Genomic DNA, 20,395 nt, shown 5'->3' with positions numbered 1-20,395 from the left:
GGCTTCGACTCCCCTAGAAGCGCGCTTCGAAGGCGAGATCGCCCACGAAGCGCGCTTCGGATTCTTGAAGATCGAGCCTGCTTATCGAAGCCGGATGTCCGGCTTCGGCAGGCTCGTGCTCGGCAAACCGCGCAACGCACAATGCGTCCTTGCCGGGCGAAACTTGCCGGGTCGCGGTGGGGATCAGTCCCCGGTGATGTGCCAAGCCATTGAATTTCATGGCGATATGTTCCGGTGGTCGGAAATTCGACAGGGAGTGCTGCGCAAGGACGGCGCCAACTCGAGCGGTGGGGGAGGGCGCGGCGCCGGGACGCGGCAACTCCCGTCCTGTCGGGGCGTCGACACCCGGCAAAAAGCGCCACATCGGGCCCGTTTTTGCTTCGTAAACAAGCTATTAACATCAGTAAAAACAATGGCTTGACCTGTTTTTGCCGAGTTGGCCCGACCGTTGCTCAGAGGACCGGCGACAAGGCGGTTCGTCATGAGCCGTCCCACCCAACCGAGCCGAGCAACGACTGCGAATGACCGCGATCGCCGCCCCCACCGCCGCTCCTTCCGCCAGCCCGGCTCCGGCCGCTGGTCCGAAGGTGTCGGGCGAAGGCTTCGAGGCCCTGCTGGGCATCGCCGGCCGTGACACGACGAACGACCGCGCCCCGGTCGCCCGTCGTCCCGAGCCCAAGAGCGAAGCCCGCGCCGACAACAAGAGCGAAGCCCGCGACGTGAAGACGGCCGACAAGCCGGCCCGCACGGACAGCAAGAGCGACGCCAAGGCCGCTGACGCCCCCAAGGACAAGACGGTCGAGACCGCCGACAAGGGTTCGGACAAGGCTTCGGACAAGACGGGCGTCGCCGCCGACCCGGCCGACACCGCCGAAGTCCCGGCCCAGGCTGAAGCCACCAGCGCCGAAGCCGCCGCCCAGGCCGCCGCCGCCCTGATCGCCGCCCAGGCCGCCGCGACCACGCCGGTCGCCGCCCCGGTCGAGGGTGAGGTCGTCGAGGTCGCTCCGGTCGCCGCAGCCGCCGATACGGTCGCCGACTTCGCCGCCGCCGTTCAGACCGCCCAAGCCCCGGTCGCCGACCAGGCCGCCCAGGTTCAGACGCAAGCCGCTCAACCGGCCGCCGTCGCCCAGCAGGCCCAGACGCAAGTCCAGACGGCCGCCGCGCCGGAAGGCCAGGCTGTCGACGCCGCCGCCCTCGAAGCCCTGGCCGCTCTGGCCGGTGGTGAAGAGACCGCGCCGGCCGCCGCCCCTGTGGCGGATGCGGATCTGACCGCTCAAGCCGCGCCGAAGACCGACGCGCCGAAGATCGCCCCCCAGGTCGCCGCCGACGCCAAGCCGGCCGTGCAGGCCCAGGTCGCTGCGGTCGCTCCGCAGGCCGCCGCGCCGCAAGCGGTTCAAGTCGCCGTCCAGGCCCAGGTCGTCGCCGACGCCGCGCCGGTCGTCGCCGAGCCCGCCGCCTCGGCCGTCCAGGTCGTCGAAGCCGTCGCCGCCGTCGAGGCCGCCCCGGTGGAAGCCGCCCCCGTCGACACCAAGGCCGCCAAGACCACCGAAGCGCCGAAGGCCGCGCCCACCGCCCAGGCCGCCCAGGCTCAAGCCGCCGACGCCGTCGCCGTCGAAACCGCCCAGGCGGTGACCGCCGTCGCCGCCAGCGACAAGAGCGGCGAGACCAGCGTCGACGCCTCGGCCAAGAAGACCGACGCCGCCGCGACCACGATCGCCGCGGTCGAGGCTCCGGCGCTCGCCACGGTCGACGCCGCCCCGGTCGTCGCTCCGGCCCCGACCGCCCAGGCGCTGGACGCCAAGGCCGCCGCCGAGGTGGAAGCCAAGGCCCCGGTCCGCGGTTCGCCCGAGACGGTTCAGGCCCTGTCGGCCCAGATCATCAAGTCCATGGGCAAGGCCACGCGCTTCGACATGGTCCTGACCCCGGACGCCCTGGGCAAGGTCGACGTGCGGATCGAGATCGGCCGCGACGGCGTGATGACCGCCGCCATGAAGTTCGACACCGTCCACGCCGCCCAGGAACTGCGCGCCAAGGCCGGCGAGCTGCGCCAAGCCCTGAACGACGCCGGCTTCAACGTGGCCGACAACGGCCTCTCCTTCGACGTCTCCAGCCAGAACCAAGGCCAGAGCAACAACCCCTTCTTCGCCTTCGAAGGCTTCAACGACCAGGGCCGCCAGGCCTTCGCCGGTCGCGCCTTCCAGAACCTGACCGGTGAAGAAGACATCGCCCTCACCCCCGACCTGCTGCCCGGCCTGAAGATGGCCGCCGACAGCGGTCTGGACATCCGGATCTAAGGAAGAACCATGGCCACCGCCGTCTCCTCCGCGAACACCAATTCCGTCCTCGACCGGATCAACAACGGCCGCACGTCGATGGCCAACAACACCGAGACCTTTCTGAAGCTGCTGACCACGCAGCTGAAGAACCAGGACCCGCTGTCGCCCACCGACACGACCCAGATGACCCAGCAGATCACCCAGATGACGGGCGTCGAGCAGCAGCTGGTCACCAATGACCTGCTGGCCGCCCTGGTCGGCATGAACACCGGCTCGGGCCTGTCGGAGGGCGTCAACATGATCGGCAAGCAGGTCACGGCGACCAGCGACACCTCGACCCTGCAGGGCGGCAAGGCCACCTTCACCTGGAGCCAGCCGGGCCAGTCGACCTCGCTGACCGTCGAGATCAAGAACGCCGCCGGCAAGGTCGTCCGCACCCTGACCCCGGAAGACCAGAAGAGCGGCGCTCACACGATCACCTGGGACGGCAAGGACGACAGCGGCGCCCAGCTTTCCGACGGTGGCGTCTACGGCATCAACGTCGTGGCCAAGGGCGGCGACGGCAAGGAACTGAAGGTCACCAACATCAAGGGCCGCATCGAGGGCGTCGTCACTGCCGTCGACAACTCGACCGGCCAGCCGAAGGTCATGATCAACGGCCAGGCGGTTCCCATCGACAGTGTCATCGGCGTCACCGCCGTCGCAGCCAAGGCGGAGGACGAAGAGTCCAAGGCCGCCTAACCCCGCCACCTCATTCGTATCGACAGGGCGTCAGAATGACGCCGACGCGGTCCCCCGGAAGACGGTCTTCCCCCGGACCCAAACGCAAACAGCGCTGAACCCTTCGAACCCCATTTAGAAGCAGGATTTCAGTCATGAGCATCAACTCCGCCATGCTCTCGGGCGTCTCGGGCCTGATCGCCAACTCGTCGGCCCTGGCCGCGATCTCGGACAACATCGCCAACGTCAACACCGTCGGCTACAAGCGTTCGACCGCCAACTTCTCGACCCTGGTCACCGGCGGCAGCAAGAACACCGCCTACAGCGCCGGCGGCGTGAAGGCCCAGACCCACCAGTTCGTCAGCCAGCAGGGCCTGAACCAGTCGACCACGTCGAACCTGGACCTGTCGATCTCGGGCTCGGGCTTCTTCGTCGCCACCGAGAAGCCGGAAGGCCTGACCTCGTCGGACACCCGCTCGTTCACCCGCGCCGGCTCGTTCCAGCTGGACAGCCTGGGCTACCTGAAGAACGACGCCGGCCTCTATCTGCAAGGCTGGCTGGCCGATCCGGTCAGCGGCATCATCACGCCCGACCCGTCGGACCTGATGCAGCTGTCGGCGATCAATGTCGGCACCGTCGGCGGCACGGCCGAGCGCACCACCCGCGTCGGCGTCAACGCCAACCTGCGCTCGGAACAGCCGGTCGCCGCCAACGTCTCGTACAAGGTCGGCGCCGCTGGCGCTCCGTCGAAGACCGCCGTGCCGGACTCGACCCTGGCCACCCACAATTACGACGTGACCTACAAGTCGACCGGCGTCGCCAATCCGCAGGGCGGCGAGAACAAGTACGACGTCGAGATCCGTGAGAACGGCGTCGTCAAGATCTCGGGCACCGTCGGCTACGATCCGGCCACCGGCATGATCGCCAGCTCGACCCTGACCTATCCGGGCGGCACGGCCACCGGCTCGACGACCGATGTCGAAATCGCCGCCGGCACCACCGTCAGCCTGGCTGACCTGGGCATCGTCACCGGCGCCGTCGCGCCGGCCACCGACGCCGACGAAGTCAACAAGGGCGCGCTGTACGATCCGGCCGCCAACTCGATGTCGACCTACGCCCTGCGTCAGGCCAGCAAGGACACCACGACCAAGCCGCAAGGCGTCAAGCCCGACTTCGAGATCCAGATCCCGCTGTCGGACTCCAAGGGCGGCCAGCGCACGGTCACCATGTCGCTGCTGAAGGCCCCGGGCCCCAACGAGTGGTACGCTGAATTGCGCGCCCAGCCGGGCGACCTGGAGAACAACGCCAACGGCCTGATCAGCACCGGCATCGTCAAGTTCACGACCGACGGCAAGCTGATGAGCACGGGCTCGCTGTTCTCGGGCACGCCGACCTCGGTCAACATCCAGGCTTCGGGCACGCCGCTGGTCACCCAGCCGGCCCCGCCGGCCGCCCAGCTGCCGCAACCGCCGGTCTGGGCCAAGGGCCTGGGCATCGACACCCAGGACGTCCAGATCGACCTGGCCAGCGCCGCCGGCGGCCTGACCCAGTACAACAGCCAGTCGGTCGTCCAGTCGGTGAACACCAACGGTACGGCCTTCGGTAACCTGACCAACATCGAAGTGGACACCGACGGCTACGTCTCGGCCATCTTCGACAACGGCGTCACGCGCCGGATCGCCCAGGTCGCCGTGGCCACCTTCAGCAACCCCAACGGCCTTAAGGGCGTCAACGGCAATGCTTACCGCGTCACCAACGAAAGCGGCACCTACAGCCTGAAGCCTCCGGGCCAGGGCGGCGCCGGTTCGCTGGCTCCCTCGACGCTGGAAGCTTCGACCGTCGACCTGTCGACCGAGTTCACGGGCCTGATTACGACGCAACGTGCTTACTCTGCTTCGTCGAAAATCATCACGACCGCAGATCAGATGCTGGAAGAGCTTCTGAATATTAAGCGCTAGTCCTAGGGATTAACGCTGTTTAATTCTTGTGTGTCAGTTCGATACACTAACGAGTACTAGATGGAGCCACCTGTTTAGAGGATCTTTACTATTGGAATTAAGCCGCTGTTATTAGGCGGCGCCTATAGTGACCTCTCAACAGTGATGGTTGTGGGAAAGGCGTAAAGCCATGTTGCAACAGCAGCGCACGAACAGCCGGGGTGAAAAGTACGTCATCGGTCCGACCGGTGCGCCTCTGACCCTGTCCGATCTGCCGCCGCCGGAGACCCAGCGTTGGGTCATCCGCCGCAAGGCCGAGGTCGTGGCCGCCGTCCGCGGGGGTCTGCTCTCGCTCGACGAGGCTTGCGATCGTTACAAGCTGACGAACGATGAGTTCCTCAGCTGGCAGCAGTCGATCGATAAGCACGGCCTGGCGGGCCTGCGGACCACTCGGATCCAGCAGTACCGTTAAGACCTTTCAGGGGTGCGGCGTCTTGGCTCGCCCCTGGAGCTCCAGATAACCCCCAAGGCCTTGAGCCGTAAGGGTTTGAAGACGTTCAGCGGCCGCTCCCGAAAGGGGGCGGCCGCGACGTTTTGGCGCCTCTGACGCCCCCTTCCGGACCCAAATATAAACGCCTCGTTTACCTTGCACTGGGTAAATCCTGCCTACCGACGGGCGGCTCTCCCTGCTTCGTCGGCAGATGCAGGGGTGAGGCTTGGAAAGCTTTCTGGGTTCGATCAAGCAGTTTGGCGTTGGCCGTCTGGCCGCGATGCTCGGCGTTGGCGCCGGCGTTGTCGCCGTGCTGGTGGCCCTGGTCATGTTCATGGGCAAGGAGCCCCAGGAACTGCTCTATTCCAACCTGGACCTGAAGGAAGCCTCGGAAGTCACCGCGGCCCTGGACCAGGCCAAGATCCCCTATCAAGCCAAGGGCGACGGCTCGACCATCATGGTGCCGCGCGACAAGGTCGCCAGCGCCCGCCTGATGATCGCCGGCAAGGGCCTCGTGAGCTCGGGCAACATCGGCTACGAGATCTTCGACAGCAGCAACGCCCTGGGCCAGACCGATTTCGTCCAGCAGTTGAACCGCCAGCGCGCCCTGCAGGGCGAGTTGGAGCGCACCATCAAGGCGATGCAGGGCGTCAACAGCGTCCGCGTCCACCTGGTGCTGCCCAAGCGTCAGCTGTTCGAGGAAGACGCCGAGCAACCTTCGGCCGCCGTGACCATCGGCGTCGGCGCCCGTGAGCCGTCGACCGACATGGTCCGCGCCATCCAGAACCTGGTGTCCTCGTCGGTCCCGAACATGAAGGCCGAGAAGGTCGCCGTCATCGACCAGCACGGCAAGACCCTGTCGGCCCCCAGCGACGAGAGCCTGGCCGGCAAGATGGCCCAGGACCGCAAGACCGAAGCCGAGCAGCGCATCGCCAAGACCGTCAAGGACATGGTCGAGGGCGTGCTGGGCGCCGGCAAGGCCCGCGTCAACGTCACCGCCGACATCAACCTGGACCGCGTCACGACCCAGGAAGAGCGCTTCGATCCGGATGGCCAGGTCATCCGCTCGGAAAGCACCAACGAGTCGGGCAACAGCGAAACCAAGAACGACGACACCTCGGGCGTCACCGCCACCGCCAACGTCCCCGGCCAGGCCGCCAACAATGGCTTCCAGCAGCTGGGCTCGCGGTCGAACGCCAACGAGAGCGTCACCAACTACGAGATCTCCAAGTCGGTGAAGACCACCGTCCAGGAGCCTGGCACGGTGCGCAAGGTCGCCGTCGCCGTGGCCATCGACGGGATCACCGCCCCGATGGGCAAGGACGGCAAGCCGGGCGCCTACACCCCGCGGTCGGCCGAGGAGATCGCCCAGATCGAAGAACTGGTGAAGACCGCCGTCGGCTTCGACGCCGCCCGCGGCGACCAGGTCAAGGTCACCAACATCAAGTTCCCGCAGCCCGAGGATCAGGGTCTGGAGAAGCAAGGCCTGCTGTCGGGCTTCGACAAGAACGACATCATGCGCTTCGCCGAGCTGGGCATCCTGGGCGTCGTGGCCCTGCTGGTCCTGCTGTTCGCGGTCCGCCCGTTCATCAAGAACCTGACCTCGCCGGCCCCCGCCCAGCTGGCCCTGGCCGGTCCGGGCCAGCCGGTGACCCGCCTGGTCACCCTGTCGGACGGCACCCAGCAGCAGGTCGTCGTCGACCAGTCGGGTGAGCCGATGGCCATCGCCGGTCCGGTCAGCGACATCGATCAACGTATCGACATCGCCAAGATCGAGGGTCAGGTTAAGGCCTCGTCGATCAAGCGGGTCTCGGAGTTCGTCGAAAAGCACCCCGAAGAGTCCGTCGCGATCCTCCGTAACTGGCTGCACGAGTCGACCTGATGGCCATGAAAGTCGCCGTCACCGATGTGAAGAACCTTTCGGGGCCCGAGAAGGCCGCGATCGTTCTGCTCGCCCTGGGCGAAGAGCACACCAAGATCTGGGAAGCCCTGGACGACGAGGAGATCAAGGAAGTCTCCCAGGCCATGGCTGGTCTGGGCACGGTCTCGGCCTCGGTCGTGGAAGACCTGCTGGTCGAGTTCGTCTCGGGCATGAGCTCGACCGGCGCGATCATGGGCTCCTACGAGCAGACCCAGCGCCTGCTGGCGTCGTTCATGCCGCAGGACAAGGTCGACCAGCTGATGGAAGAGATCCGCGGTCCGGCGGGTCGAACCATGTGGGACAAGCTGGGCAACGTGAACGAGGCGGTGCTCGCCAACTATCTGAAGAACGAATACCCGCAGACCGTCGCGGTGGTGCTGTCCAAGGTGAAGTCCGACCACGCCGCCCGCGTGCTGGCCTGCCTGCCGGAAGACTTCGCCCTGGAATGCGTCACCCGCATGCTGCGGATGGAGCCGGTGCAGCGCGAGATCCTCGACAAGATCGAGATGACGCTGCGCACCGAATTCATGTCGAACCTGGCGCGCACCTCCAAGCGCGACAGCCACGAGATGATGGCCGAGATCTTCAACAACTTCGACCGCCAGACCGAAGCCCGCTTCATCGCCGCGCTGGAAGAGCGCAACCGCGAGGCGGCCGAGCGGATCCGCGCCCTGATGTTCGTGTTCGAGGACCTGTCGAAGCTGGACCCGGGCGGCATCCAGACGCTGCTGCGCGGCACGCCGAAGGAGTCGCTGGCCCTGGCCCTGAAGGGCGCCTCGGACAAGCTGCGCGACATGTTCATGTCGAACATGTCCGAGCGCGCGGCCAAGATCATGCGCGAGGACATGGAGAGCATGGGCCCCGTGCGCCTGAAGGACGTCGATGCGGCCCAGGTCGGCATGGTCCAGGTCGCCAAGGACCTGGCCGCCAAGGGCGAAATCATGCTGGCCGGCAGCGGCGGCGACGACGAGCTGATCTACTGAGGGAGATGGCATCATGATGGACACACCTCACCGCAAGTTCGCCTTCGACACGGTCTTCGACGACCGCGGCGGCGTCGCCTACACCGCGCCCAAGGTCAAGAAGACCTGGACCGCCGAAGAGGTCGAGGCCGCCCGCGCCGAGGGCTACGCCCAGGGCGAGCGCTCGGCCGTGGCCCGCGCCGAACAGGAAGCCGCCCACGCTCTGAACGAGGTCGCCCAGGCGATCCACCAGGCGTTCGGCGGCCTGACCCAGGTCGTCCACGAGCACCGCGAAGGCGCGGCTCAACTGGCCCTGGCCTGCGCCCGCAAGATCGCCGACGCGGCCCTGCACCACTTCCCCGAGGCCCCGGTCATGGCCGCCCTCGAGGGCCTGGCTCGCGAAGTCGAGGCCCAGCCGCGCATCTTCGTCCGGGTCTCGCCGGAGCTGGAAGAGCGCACCCAGCTGGCGCTGGAAAACGTGGCGGCCCAGATCGGCTATCAGGGCCAGATCGTCGCCCGCGCCGACGGCGCCATGGCCCCCGCGGCCTTTACTTTCGACTGTGGCGACGGCCGCGCGGCCTTCGATCCCGACGGCGCCGCCCAGCGTGTCGCCGAAGCGCTGGAGGCGGCCATCGCCGCCGAAGGCCTTCACGCCGAACCGATGTTCTCTTGAGAAGGCTGACCTGAGATGGCCGAAGACAATCTGACCCTGGACGAATTCGGCGGCGCGATGCTGGCCTCCGAAATGCCGGTCGAACTGGCGGACAAGACCGCCTCGGACCTGGCGCCCGTCTTCGACGTGCCGGTCAACATCTCGGCCGTGCTGGGCCGCGCCAACATGTCGGTGGCGCAGCTGCTGCAGCTGGGCCAGGGCTCAATCCTGGAGCTGGACCGCAAGGTCGGCGAGGCGATCGACATCTACGTCAACAACCGCCTGGTCGCCCGGGGCGAGGTCGTCGTCGTCGACGAGCGCCTGGGCGTGACCATGACGGAAATCATCAAGGACGGCGACCAGGGCTAAGGCCCCGGTTCTGAGGGAGTAACAACATGCGGCTTCTCGTCGTCGGTAAACTGAACGGACAGCTCTCGGTCGCCGTGAAAATGGCGATGAACGCGGGCGCCAAGGTCTCGCACGTGGAAACCACGGAGCAGGCGACCAATGCGCTGCGGGCGGGGCAGGGCGCCGACCTCCTGATGGTCGACTACGCGCTGGACATCGCCGGCCTGATCGCGGCCAACGAGACCGAGCGGATGCGGGTGCCGGTGGTGGCCTGCGGCGTCGACGCCGACCCGATGCGCGCGGCCTCGGCCATCAAGGCCGGCGCCAAGGAATTCATCCCGCTGCCGCCGGACGCCGAGCTGATCGCCGCCGTCCTGGCCGCCGTCACCGACGACGACAAGCCGATGGTCGTCCGCGACCCGGCCATGGAGCAGGTCCTGAAGCTGGCCGATCAGGTCGCGCCGTCGGAAGCCTCGATCCTGATCACCGGCGAAAGCGGTTCGGGTAAGGAGGTCATGGCCCGCTACGTCCACGGCAAGTCGCGCCGGGCCAAGGCGCCGTTCATCTCGGTCAACTGCGCCGCCATCCCCGAGAACCTGCTGGAAAGCGAGCTGTTCGGCCACGAGAAGGGCGCCTTCACCGGCGCCATGGCCCGCCGCATCGGCAAGTTCGAGGAAGCCGACGGCGGCACGCTGCTGCTGGACGAAATCTCGGAAATGGACGTGCGTCTGCAGGCCAAGCTGCTGCGCGCCATCCAGGAGCGCGAGATCGACCGCGTGGGCGGCTCCAAGCCGGTCAAGGTCAACATCCGCATCCTGGCGACCTCGAACCGCGACCTGGCCCAGTCGGTCAAGGACGGCGTCTTCCGCGAAGATCTTCTCTACCGCCTGAACGTCGTCAATCTGCGCCTGCCGCCGCTGCGCGAGCGTCCGGCCGACGTACTGAGCCTGTGCGAGTTCTTCGTGAAGAAGTACTCGGCCGCCAACGGCATGCCGGAAAAGCCGATCTCGGCCGAGGCCAAGCGCCGCCTGATCGCCCACCGCTGGCCGGGCAACGTCCGCGAACTGGAAAACGCCATGCACCGTGCGGTGCTGCTGTCGACCGGTCCGGAGATCGAAGAGTTCGCCATTCGCCTGCCGGACGGCCAGCAACTGGCCCCCGCACCCGCCCCCGACGTCGCCATGGCGCGCGGCGCCCAGATGGCGGCCGACGCCGTCTCTCGCACTTTCGTAGGATCGACCGTGGCTGAAGTTGAGCAAAAGCTGATCATCGACACCCTGGAACACTGCCTGGGCAATCGCACCCACGCCGCCAACATCCTGGGCATCTCGATCCGCACCCTGCGCAACAAGCTCAAGGAATACGGCGACGCCGGCGTTCCGGTGCCCCCGCCCCAGGGCGGCGTCGGCGCGGCCGCCTAGTGATTTCTGGCGCCGCGGAGCCGAAAACCCCGCCCTTCGACAGGCTCAGGGTGAGGTTTTCTACTGAAGCGGCGTCAAAAGTAGTCCTCACCCTGAGCTTGTCGAAGGGCGAGGACGGACCACCGGCCTAGGCCAACATGTCGCGGCGCCGCGACACTGCGTCCGGCGCCGAACATGGCTAATTTTCTTTAAGGAGATGGCGGCAGACCGCAAATCGCTCCAAGCGCAGGTCTAGCTAAACATCAACGGTTCCAAGGTTCCGCATGGCTGACGCCGCCGCCCCGACCGCCGCTCGATCCGTGCCCAGCGCCAAGTCGCTGCTGGACGGGATCATGCGCGGCGAAATGGGTCTGGCGATCGGCGTCGTCGGCATCATCGTCCTGCTGATCCTGCCCGTCCCGCCGATGCTGCTGGACGTGCTGCTGGCCGTGTCGCTGACCGGCTCGGTGCTGATCCTGATGACCGCGGTGCTGATCAAGCGCCCGCTGGAATTCACCTCGTTCCCGACCGTTCTGCTGGTGGCGACCCTGTATCGCCTGGGCCTGAACGTCGCCTCGACCCGCCTGATCCTGGGCCACGGCCAGGAAGGCACCGGCGGGGCCGGCGCGGTCATCGAGGCCTTCGGTCACCTGATGATGCAGGGCAACTTCGTCATCGGCGTGATCATCTTCATCATCCTGGTGGTGGTGAACTTCATGGTCGTGACCAAGGGTTCGGGCCGGATCGCCGAAGTGGCCGCCCGCTTCACCCTGGACAGCATGCCCGGCAAGCAGATGGCCATCGACGCCGACCTGTCGACGGGCCTGATCGACCAGGAACAGGCCAAGCTGCGCCGCAAGGAGCTGGAGCAGGAAAGCACGTTCTTCGGCGCCATGGACGGCGCCAGCAAGTTCGTGAAGGGCGACGCGATCGCCGGCCTGATCATCACCGGCATCAACATCGTCGGCGGCATCATCATCGGGGTGGTGCAGCACAAGATCCCCATCGGGGAAGCGGCGTCGTCCTACACCATCATGACCATCGGCGACGGCCTGGTCAGCCAGATCCCGGCCCTAATCATCTCGATCGCCGCCGGTATGGTCGTGTCCAAGGCCGGCGTCGAAGGCTCGGCCGACAAGGCCCTGGTCACCCAGCTGGCCATGAACCCGGTCGGCCTGGGCATGGTCTCGGCCTCGTCGGGCGTCATCGCCCTGATCCCGGGCATGCCGATCATCCCGTTCGCGGCCATGGCCATCGGCGCCGGCGCCCTGGCCTATAAGCGGGTGCAGGACGCCAAGAAACCAAAGCCCATCGATCTCTCCGACATGGACGCCGCCGCCGGCGCCCCGGCCGAGGCCGAGGAAGAGCCGATCAGCGCCTCGCTGGCCATCGACGACGTCAAGATCGAGCTGGGCTACGGCCTGCTGACCCTGATCAACGACCTGGACGGTCGTAAGCTGACCGACCAGATCCGCGCCCTGCGCAAGACCCTGGCCGGGGAGTTCGGCTTCATCATGCCGCCGGTCCGCATCCTGGATAACATGCGCCTGTCCAACCAGGGCTACGCCATCCGCATCAAGGAGATGGAAGCCGGGGCCGGCGAGGTGCGCCTGGGCAGCCTGATGGCCATGGACCCGCGCGGCGGCCAGGTCGAGCTGCCCGGCGAGCACGTGCGCGAACCCGCCTTCGGCCTGCCGGCCACCTGGATCACCGACGACCTGCGCGAGGAAGCCACCTTCCGCGGCTACACCGTCGTCGACCCGGCCACGGTGCTGACCACGCACCTGACCGAGATCCTCAAGGAGAACATGGCCGACCTCCTGTCCTACGCCGAGGTCCAGAAGCTCCTGAAGGAGCTGCCCGAGGCGCAGCAGAAACTGGTCGCCGACCTGATCCCGGGCACGGTCACCGCCACCACCGTCCAGCGCGTGCTGCAGTCGCTGCTGAAGGAGCGCGTCTCGATCCGCGACCTGCCGCAGATCCTGGAGGGCATCGGCGAGGCCGCCCCGCACACCAGCTCGGTCACCCAGCTGGTCGAGCAGGTCCGCGCGCGCCTGGCCCGCCAGCTGTGCTGGGCCAACCGCGGCGACGACGGCGCCCTGCCGATCATCACCCTGTCGGCCGACTGGGAGCAGGCCTTCGCCGAAGCCCTGATCGGCCCTGGCGACGACAAGCAGCTGGCCCTGCCGCCCTCGCGCCTGCAGGACTTCATCCGCGGCGTCCGGGACTCGTTCGAACGCGCCGCCCTGGCCGGCGAGGCGCCCGTGCTGCTGACCAGCCCCGGCGTTCGCCCCTATGTCCGCTCGATCATCGAACGCTTCCGCGGCCAGACGGTGGTCATGAGCCAGAACGAGATCCACCCCCGGGCAAGGCTGAAGACCGTGGGGATGGTGTAAATCCCTCTCTCATAGAGAGAGGGAGGGGCCCGCCGCGCAGCGGTGGGAGGGTGAGAGGTTACATTGCCGGCCGGAGAGGCTCGGCCTTCAATCTCGTCCGTCTCAGCCGTCATCCCGCGCTTTATGCGCGGGACCCATCTATCCGTCGCAAGGACAGTGCGTGCCTAAGCTCTCACGTAGAAGCTGAACCATGGGTCCCGCGCATAAAGCGCGGGATGACGACGGTTTGGGACGGGCGGTCGCCCGCATCCCGTTCTGAAAAGGTGAAACCTCCCACCCTCCCACCGCCTTCGGCGGCGGGCCCCTCCCTCTCTCTACGAGAGAGGGATTTAGGGTAACCGCCCGCGCAACCCCCAACCCTGGGGGTGTGGTGACCCCATAACGGTGTTCACCCAAGGTTGCGGCAGCGCTTGTCCTGGCTCAAGCTGGGTGGGCGATGCGCGTTTCGTCTCCCACCACCTTGCTGCTCGGCGTGATCCTGCTGTGCGTGGCCACGGCGCTGGCCGGCGTCTGGCTGGCGACGTCGCCGCCCTGGTTGGGCGCGCAGTTCGACGCCAGGTCTGACGGCGCCATCGTCATCACCGCCGTCAGCGCTGACGGTCCGCTGGACCGCGTCGGCGCCAAGGTCGGCGACCGGCTGGCCGGCGTCGGGGCCTCGGGCCCTGTGCTGGAGGCCGAGGCGATCGGTCTGGCCGGCGCCTTCGACTCCCAGGCCGCTGTCGACGCCCAGCACCGTCGCCGCGGGGCCTTCGCCGAGACCCTGAAGGCCCGCCCCCTGGTCCTGCGCCTGGCCGGACCCGACGGCGCGCAGCGGGTCGTCACCCTGGACGATCGCATCCGGCCCCTGAACCGGCTGGGCATGGAGTTCTGGGCCAATCTTTCGTTCGGCCTGATCGCGGCCCTGATCGTCGGCTGGGTCTGGGCGCTGCGGCCGCGCGACCTGGCCACCCAGCTGTTCGCCCTCACCGGACTGTCCATGCTGGCCTTCACCTTCGGCTGGGCGGTTTCCGCCAGCGTCGAGCTGGTCCAGGGGCAGGCCGCGGCCGTCGTCCTGGCCTGGCTGAACATGTCGGGCGCGGTGGCCTACGGCGGGGCGATGATCGCCTTCTTCCTGGCCTATCCCACCCGCGTCACCCGCCTGCCGGTGATGCTGCTGGCTCCGGTCTGCGTGGCGCTGTGGGCGATGACGCCTTTGCTGCCGGGCAATCCGGCCCGCGAGACCACCGGCCAGGCCAGCACCTCGATCGAGATGGCGCTGATCATCGTAGCCATCGCCGTCCAGGCCTTCGCCAGCCGCAAGGACCCCGCCGCCATGGCCGCCACTCGCTGGCTGGGCCTGTCGGTGGTGATCGGGGCCGGGGCCTTCATCGGCAATGTCGCGGTGCCGATCGCCCTGGGCCGCGCGCCGTTCCTGGACCCGCGGTTCTCGCTGGGCTTCTTCGTGATCATCTATGTCGGCATGGCCGTGGGCCTGCGGCGGCACAAGCTGTTCCAGCTGGACCAGTGGGCGTTCCGGATCCTGTTCTATCTGGGCGCCGGCGCGGCCCTGCTGGTGCTGGACGGCCTGCTGATCGCCGCCCTGGGGACCAGCGCCCAGACCGCCCTGGGCGTGTCGCTGCTGATCGTAGCCTTTGTCTATCTGCCGTTCCGCGACGTGCTGTGGCGGCTGACCATCGGCCGACGGACCATGAAGGACCACGAGATGTTCGCCGCCGTGGCCGACGTCGCCCTGATCCACGGGGTCGAGGCGCGCAGCCAGGCCTGGAAGGCGCTGCTGGCCAAGGTCTATGAGCCGCTGGAAGTCGCCCAGGGCGCCGCTTCCCAGACCCGCGTCGAGATCCTGGAGGAGGGCGTGGCCCTAGGCCTGCCCGCCGCCGCCGGGACCACGGCCCTGACCCTGCGCTTCCCGTTCCGCGGCCGGGGCCTGTTCGGCACGGCCCAGGTGCAGCTGGCCGAACAGCTGGTCGGGCTGTTGGCCCAGATCGAGGAAGGTCGTGACGCCTATGCCCGCGGCGTGGTCGAGGAGAGGCTGCGCATCGCTCGCGACCTGCACGACGACGTCGGCGCGCGGCTGCTGTCGGGCCTGCATCGCCAGGACCTGTCCCAGACCCGTGAGGCCATGCGTGGTGCGATCGGCGACCTGCGGGCCATCGTCTCGGGGCTGTCGGGCCAGGACCTGCCGCTGGAGGCCGTGCTGGCCGACCTGCGCCACGAGACCGCCGAACGGCTGGAGGCGGCGGGCCTGACCCTGGACTGGCCCCCGGTCGAGTTGGCCGATCCCGACGTCACCGCGCCGTATCGGGTCTACAAGAACCTGACCTCGGCCGTGCGCGAGGTGGTGTCCAACGCCATCCGCCACGCGGGGGCGGGGCGGGTGGCGGTCACCGTCCACGAGGCCGGCGGCCGGTTGGAGCTGACCATCAGCGACGACGGCGTCGGCCTGCCGCGCGCGCCGGGCGGGCGGCGCAGCGGCCTGGCCAACCTGGAGCGGCGCCTGGGCGAGATCGGCGGGGCGGTCGAGATCCCCGACGCCGAGCGCGGCACGGTGATCCGGCTGTCGGCCCCCATCGGCGCGAGCACGCCGGCATGAGCATTGAAGCATGAGTATTCCTGGCACTGCGCTCGTCCTCGAGGACCAGACCGAGACCCGCGAGCACCTGCTGGCCGCCCTGGCTGAGGCGTTTCCCGGGGTGGTGGCCACTGGCGCGGCCGATCTGGCCGAGGCGCGCTCGTTCCTGGACGGGGGCGCGCCCGATCTGGCGCTCGTTGATCTGGCCCTGCCGGACGGGCGCGGCGTCGATTTCCTGCGCGACCTGTCCGAGCGCTCGGGCGGCGCGACGCGGTCGGTGGTGGTGACTATCTATGCCGACGACCACCACCTGTTCGACGCCATCGCGGCGGGGGCGGGCGGCTATCTGCTCAAGGACATGGATCGCGCGGACCTGGTGCGCTACCTGCGCCGCCTGGAGGCGGGCGAGACCCCGCTGTCGCCGGCCGTGGCCCGCCGGATGCTGGACTACTTCCGCAAGCCCCAGGCTGCCGCCGAGCCTGAAGCGGCCCTGACCCCGCGCGAGACCGAGGTCCTGCGCCTGATCGGCCGCGGCCTGCGCTCGGGCGAGGCGGCCAAGGTCATGGGCGTCACCGAGCTGACCGTGGCCGGCTACGTCAAGGCCATCTACCGCAAGCTCAACATCTGCTCGCGGGCGGAGGCCGCGTTGGAGGCGCAGCGGCGGGGGCTGGTCTGACCAAAACCCGTTTCCCCGGCGAAAGCCGGGGCCCAGATCGAACCCGAGAGCACCTTCCGGGCGTGCAGAGCGCATCTCGGATCATCCCCAAACGCCCAGGCTGAATCTGGGCCCCGGCTTTCGCCGGGGAGATCGGTTGTGGGGATCGAAGTTCCGCTCAAGGACGGCTAGGGTGCCCGTCACCGTTATTCAGAGTCACCAACATGCGCCTTCTCGCTCCTCTGGCCCTCGCGGCCTTCCTCGCCGCCGGCGCGGCTCACGCCCAGGTGACGCCGACCGCTCCGCCGCAGCTGAACGCCGGCCCCTCGGCGGGCGCGATCGCCGGCAAGGCCTTCCTGGAGAAGAACGCCAAGGCCCCGGGCGTGATCAGCCTGCCGTCGGGCCTGCAGTACAAGGTCGTCGCCAGCGGCCCCAAGACCGGTCCCTCGCCCAAGATTGGCGACATCATCAAGGTCCACTACGAAGGCAAGCTGCTGGACGGCACGGTCTTCGACTCAAGCTTCGCGCGGGGCAAGGCGGCGATCATGCCCGCCGACGGCCTGATCCAGGGCTGGCTGGAAGCCCTGCCGCTGATGAAGGTGGGCGACGAGTGGACCCTGTATATCCCGTCGTCGCTGGGCTACGGCCCGCGCGACATGGGCGAGATCCCGCCAGACAGCACGCTGGTGTTCCGGCTGCAGCTGATCGGGATGCTGGCGGTCGATTAGGGGGGCTTACTGGCCCCCACCTGACCGCTGCGCGGTCGTCCGCCCCCGGAGGGGGCAGACGGTGATCCGTCTTCCCCTTTCGGGGGAGGAGCGCGCAGCGCGGAGGGGGCAAGTGGCCGCTTCTATTGTCGCGACTTCATCAACGGCTGGATCCGCTCCCCGAACGCCTCCACCCCCTGCACGAAGTCGTCGAACGTCAGCAGCACGCCCGCCGTGCCCGGCACTGCGGCGATCTCGTCCATCATCCTGGCGACGCTCTCATAGCTGCCGACCAGCGTGCCCATGTTCAGGTTCACCGCCGATTCCGGCGCGGCCAGCTGGGTGGTGTTGGTCGTTGCGCCGGCCTTGGCGTTGGGCGCGGCCTGGTTGGTGAGCCAGGCCAGGGCCTCCTGGTCGGCGCCGTCGCGATAGCTCTGCCACTTGGCCATCGCGCCCTCGTCGGTCACGTCGGCGATGACCATGAAAAGCAGGAACGACTGCACGTCGCGGCCGGTCTTCTCGGCCGCCGCCTCCAGCCGCTTGTTCACCGAGGCGAAGGCGGTCGGGGTGTTGGTCCCCTTGCCCAGGGCAAAGCTGTAGTCGGCATATTGCGCCGTGAAGGCCAGGCCCTCGTCGGACGAGCCGGCGCAGATCAGCTTGGTCTCCTGCGGGTGCGGACTGACCCGGCAGTCGTCCATGGTGAAGTACTTGCCCTTGAAGTCCGAGACGCCGGTCTCCAGCAGGTCCTTCAGCACGGTCGTATATTCGGCCAGGTAGTTGTAGCGGTCGGTATAGTGCTCTTCACCGGGCCAGAGGCCCATCTGGCTGTACTCGGCCTTCTGCCAGCCGGTGACCAGGTTGATGCCGAACCGCCCCGGGGCGATCGAGTCGATGGTCGACGCCATGCGGGCCACGATGGCCGGCGGGATGGTCAGGGTGGCGACGGTGGCGAAGATCTTGATCTTGCTGGTCACGGCCGCCAGGCCCGCCATCAGGGTGAAGCTCTCGAGATTGTGCTCCCAGAACTGCGTCTTGCCCCCGAACCCGCGCAGCTTGATCATCGAGAGCGCGAAGTCGAAGCCGTATTTCTCGGCCTTCTGGGTGATCTCCTTGTTCAGCTCGAAACTCGGCATGTACTGCGGCGCGTTTTCGGAGATCAGCCAGCCGTTGTTGCCGATGGGAATGAAGACGCCGACCTGCATTGGATTATTCCCCCATGAGAAACTGGACGAGGCCTTCGTTGAAGGTCTCGGGATCGGTGACGGTGAAGCCGTGGCCGCCCCAGGCGACCTGCTGGAAGGCGGCGTTGGGCAGGTGCGCGGCCATGCGTTGCGAGCAGGCCATCGGCACCAGCATGTCGTCGGCGCTGGCGCTGATCAGCACCCGGTGGGTGATGGCCTCCAGCCGCGCGTCGATGTCGAAGGCCAGCAGGGCGTGGATGCGCGCCAGCATCACGTCGCGCGGCGGGAAGCCGGCCACGTGGTGGGCCTCTTCGGCCTCGAGCCGGGCGTGGTTCCGCGAGATCCAGTCGGCCGGATAGAGGAAGATCGGCTGGGCGTGGACATAGGCCTGCGGGCCCGTGTCGTTCAGCAGGTGGATGCGGGTGTCGAAGCAGCGCTTGATGTGCGGATCGGGCCGGCTCCAGCCGTTGACGACCACCAGCTTGGCCAGGCGGTCGGGGTGGTCCAGGGCCAGCTGCATTCCCGCATTGCCGCCCGCCGCGTGGCCGACCACGTGGGCCCTCTGCAGGCCCAGCGCGTCCATGACCTTGACCATGTCGCCGGCCATGTGGGCGACGGTGTAGTTTGGAGGTAGCGAGCGAACGCTACGTCCTGTGCCGCGATGGTCGTACAGCACCACCGGCCAGTGCGCGGTCAGGGCCGCCATCTGCGGGCCCCAGAACGCGCCCGACCCGCCCAGGCCCGAGGACAGCAGCACGACCTCGCGGCCGGCCACCGGTCCGCCATGCAGCTCGTAGTGAAGACCGTCGACCATTCCCGAAGTCATTCAAAAACCTCGCTCATCCCCGCGAAAGCGGGGACCCAAGCGGCATGTCGGGTTTGGCGCAGCCGAGCTGAAATCCACTGACTCGGCTTGGGTCCCCGCTTTCGCGGGGATGAGCGGAGAGGGGAGGTCACTATTTTTTCCCGATGTGGGCGACGGAGGCGATCTCGACCACGAAGCCGGGCTTCACCAGGCCGCACTGGATGCAGTAGCGGGCCGGTTTGTCGCCGGTGAAGAACTCGGCATAGACCTTGTTCATCGGCGCATAGTGCGACCAGTCGGTCAGGAAGATGTGGTTCATGGTCACGTCCTCCATCGTGCCGCCGGCGGTCTCGATGACCGACTTGATGGTCTCCAGCACCTGGCGAGTCTGGGCCTCGGCGTCGTCGGGGAAGGCGACGTTGTTGTCCTTGTCGAAGGCCAGGGTGCCCGACACGTAGACGATCCCGTCGGCCAGGGTCCCGGGCGAGAACGGCGCGATCGGGGTCCCGGTCCCGGGCGGGGTGATGACGGTCTTGGGCATGGTGTTGCTCCCTAGGTTTGCGGCGCCAGCTGCCCGAACGCCCCCTTGAAGTCTGCCGTCGTCGAGACCCAGCCGAAGAAGGTCTCGATGTTGAACAGGGCGGCCTGCTGGACGAACTCGGGCCCCGCCTGGTGGGTGGCGTCGGCCAGCACCGTCCCGAAATATTCCAGGAAGAAGCCGTCCCGCAGCGTCGACTCCACGCAGACGTTGGTGGCGATGCCGGTGAAGATCAGGTGGCGGATGCCGCGCGCCCGCAGCACGCTGTCCAGCTGGCTGTTGAAGAAGCCGCTGTAGCGCGTCTTGTGCAGCTGGATGTCGCCGGGCTGAGGCTTGAGGTCGTCGACCAGCTCGTAGTCCCACTGGCCGCGCGCAAGCAGCTTGCCCTGCAGTTCGGGCTTGGCGCGCATGGTCTTCAGGGCGTTGGACTTCCACCAGTTGGGCGAGCCGGGGCCGCCGGCCTCCACGTACTGGTCGTCCCAGCCGTTCTGGAAATAGATCACGGTCATGCCGGCCGCCCGGGCGACCTCGAGCACGCCCTTGGTCTTCTCGATCACGCCCTGGGCGCCCGAGATGTCGAACCCGGCGAGGTCCAGATAGCCGCCCTTGGAGGCGTAGGCGTTCTGCATGTCGATGACGATGACCGCGGTGGTCGCGGGATCGACGGGCAGGGGCTCAGGCCGGGCTGGAAGCATGACCGCGCCAGATCCAGAAGAAAGGGCCGAGAGCGGGGTGATCGGAGAGGTCGTCAACGCGAGGTCCTTCAATCGAGGACGCAGCAAACGCCCTTTCGGCGAACGGCGCAATCTCAACCATGCAGGAGCCAGACGGTTAGGCG

17 protein-coding genes and 1 pseudogene are annotated in these 20,395 nt (G+C 67.7%); 13 read left to right on the top strand and 5 right to left on the bottom strand.

Annotated features, from left to right (window positions below; genetic code table 11):
* Window positions 1-100: 100 nt before the first annotated feature.
* Window positions 101-220: pseudogene (locus ABDW31_RS00440) on the bottom strand (hypothetical protein); the annotation flags it as partial.
* Between the two features lie 301 nt (window positions 221-521).
* Between ABDW31_RS00440 and ABDW31_RS00435 the strand changes: the two are divergent.
* The 13 genes from ABDW31_RS00435 (at window position 522) to ABDW31_RS00375 (ending at window position 17,054) form a co-directional block, all read left to right on the top strand.
* A complete protein-coding gene (locus ABDW31_RS00435) occupies window positions 522-2,294 on the top strand; it encodes a flagellar hook-length control protein FliK (protein ID WP_221444623.1) in 1,773 nt (590 codons plus the stop codon).
* Between the two features lie 9 nt (window positions 2,295-2,303).
* Window positions 2,304-3,017, top strand: a complete 714-nt coding sequence (locus tag ABDW31_RS00430) for a flagellar hook assembly protein FlgD (RefSeq protein WP_184717100.1) — start codon at window positions 2,304-2,306, stop codon at window positions 3,015-3,017.
* A gap of 134 nt (window positions 3,018-3,151) precedes the next feature.
* Window positions 3,152-4,954 (top strand): flagellar hook protein FlgE, encoded by a 1,803-nt coding sequence (gene flgE, locus ABDW31_RS00425; RefSeq protein ID WP_184717102.1) that lies wholly within the window; start codon window positions 3,152-3,154, stop codon window positions 4,952-4,954.
* Between the two features lie 169 nt (window positions 4,955-5,123).
* Window positions 5,124-5,405: a CtrA inhibitor SciP gene (sciP, locus tag ABDW31_RS00420; RefSeq protein WP_184717105.1), complete on the top strand. Its 282-nt coding sequence runs from the start codon at window positions 5,124-5,126 to the stop codon at window positions 5,403-5,405.
* A 244-nt stretch (window positions 5,406-5,649) separates the two neighbouring features.
* Window positions 5,650-7,305, top strand: coding sequence for a flagellar basal-body MS-ring/collar protein FliF (fliF, locus tag ABDW31_RS00415; RefSeq protein WP_184717107.1), 1,656 nt, complete (start codon window positions 5,650-5,652; stop codon window positions 7,303-7,305).
* Window positions 7,305-8,327, top strand: a complete 1,023-nt coding sequence (gene fliG / locus ABDW31_RS00410; protein WP_184717109.1) for a flagellar motor switch protein FliG — start codon at window positions 7,305-7,307, stop codon at window positions 8,325-8,327. Before fliF ends, fliG begins: the two co-directional genes overlap by 1 nt.
* A 13-nt stretch (window positions 8,328-8,340) precedes the next feature.
* Window positions 8,341-8,979: a flagellar assembly protein FliH gene (locus ABDW31_RS00405; protein WP_184717112.1), complete on the top strand. Its 639-nt coding sequence runs from the start codon at window positions 8,341-8,343 to the stop codon at window positions 8,977-8,979.
* A 15-nt stretch (window positions 8,980-8,994) separates the two neighbouring features.
* Complete coding sequence (gene fliN, locus ABDW31_RS00400; RefSeq protein ID WP_184717114.1) at window positions 8,995-9,327, top strand: flagellar motor switch protein FliN; 333 nt, start codon at window positions 8,995-8,997, stop codon at window positions 9,325-9,327.
* A gap of 26 nt (window positions 9,328-9,353) precedes the next feature.
* Window positions 9,354-10,727, top strand: coding sequence for a sigma-54-dependent transcriptional regulator FlbD (gene flbD, locus ABDW31_RS00395; RefSeq protein ID WP_184717116.1), 1,374 nt, complete (start codon window positions 9,354-9,356; stop codon window positions 10,725-10,727).
* A gap of 263 nt (window positions 10,728-10,990) precedes the next feature.
* Window positions 10,991-13,102: a flagellar biosynthesis protein FlhA gene (gene flhA, locus ABDW31_RS00390; RefSeq protein ID WP_184717118.1), complete on the top strand. Its 2,112-nt coding sequence runs from the start codon at window positions 10,991-10,993 to the stop codon at window positions 13,100-13,102.
* 436 nt (window positions 13,103-13,538) lie between these two features.
* Window positions 13,539-15,692 carry an ATP-binding protein gene (locus ABDW31_RS00385; protein ID WP_184717120.1) on the top strand — a complete coding sequence of 718 codons (2,154 nt, stop codon included), beginning with the start codon at window positions 13,539-13,541 and terminating at the stop codon, window positions 15,690-15,692.
* A gap of 10 nt (window positions 15,693-15,702) precedes the next feature.
* Window positions 15,703-16,347, top strand: a complete 645-nt coding sequence (locus tag ABDW31_RS00380; RefSeq protein WP_184717122.1) for a response regulator transcription factor — start codon at window positions 15,703-15,705, stop codon at window positions 16,345-16,347.
* A gap of 203 nt (window positions 16,348-16,550) precedes the next feature.
* Window positions 16,551-17,054: an FKBP-type peptidyl-prolyl cis-trans isomerase gene (locus tag ABDW31_RS00375; RefSeq protein ID WP_184717124.1), complete on the top strand. Its 504-nt coding sequence runs from the start codon at window positions 16,551-16,553 to the stop codon at window positions 17,052-17,054.
* A gap of 122 nt (window positions 17,055-17,176) precedes the next feature.
* On the opposite strand, the gene rutA is transcribed toward ABDW31_RS00375, so the two are convergent.
* The 4 genes from rutA to rutB all read right to left on the bottom strand — a co-directional run bounded on the left by rutA (window position 17,177) and on the right by rutB (window position 20,252).
* Window positions 17,177-18,235, bottom strand: coding sequence for a pyrimidine utilization protein A (gene rutA / locus ABDW31_RS00370; protein ID WP_184717126.1), 1,059 nt, complete (start codon window positions 18,233-18,235; stop codon window positions 17,177-17,179).
* A 4-nt stretch (window positions 18,236-18,239) separates the two neighbouring features.
* On the bottom strand, window positions 18,240-19,040 hold the full coding sequence (rutD, locus tag ABDW31_RS00365; protein WP_184717128.1) for a pyrimidine utilization protein D: 801 nt from the start codon (window positions 19,038-19,040) through the stop codon (window positions 18,240-18,242).
* 130 nt (window positions 19,041-19,170) lie between these two features.
* The gene (rutC, locus tag ABDW31_RS00360; protein WP_184717131.1) at window positions 19,171-19,560 is read right to left on the bottom strand and encodes a pyrimidine utilization protein C; all 390 of its coding nucleotides are present in this window, start codon (window positions 19,558-19,560) and stop codon (window positions 19,171-19,173) included.
* Between the two features lie 11 nt (window positions 19,561-19,571).
* Entirely contained in the window at window positions 19,572-20,252 is a 681-nt protein-coding gene (gene rutB / locus ABDW31_RS00355; protein WP_184717133.1) for a pyrimidine utilization protein B, read from the bottom strand.
* Between the last annotated feature and the right edge of the window lie 143 nt (window positions 20,253-20,395).

The organism is Caulobacter sp. (genome assembly GCF_039596335.1).
Taxonomy (GTDB): Bacteria; Pseudomonadota; Alphaproteobacteria; order Caulobacterales; family Caulobacteraceae; genus Caulobacter.
This window is presented reverse-complemented; position numbering and strand designations above follow the sequence as displayed.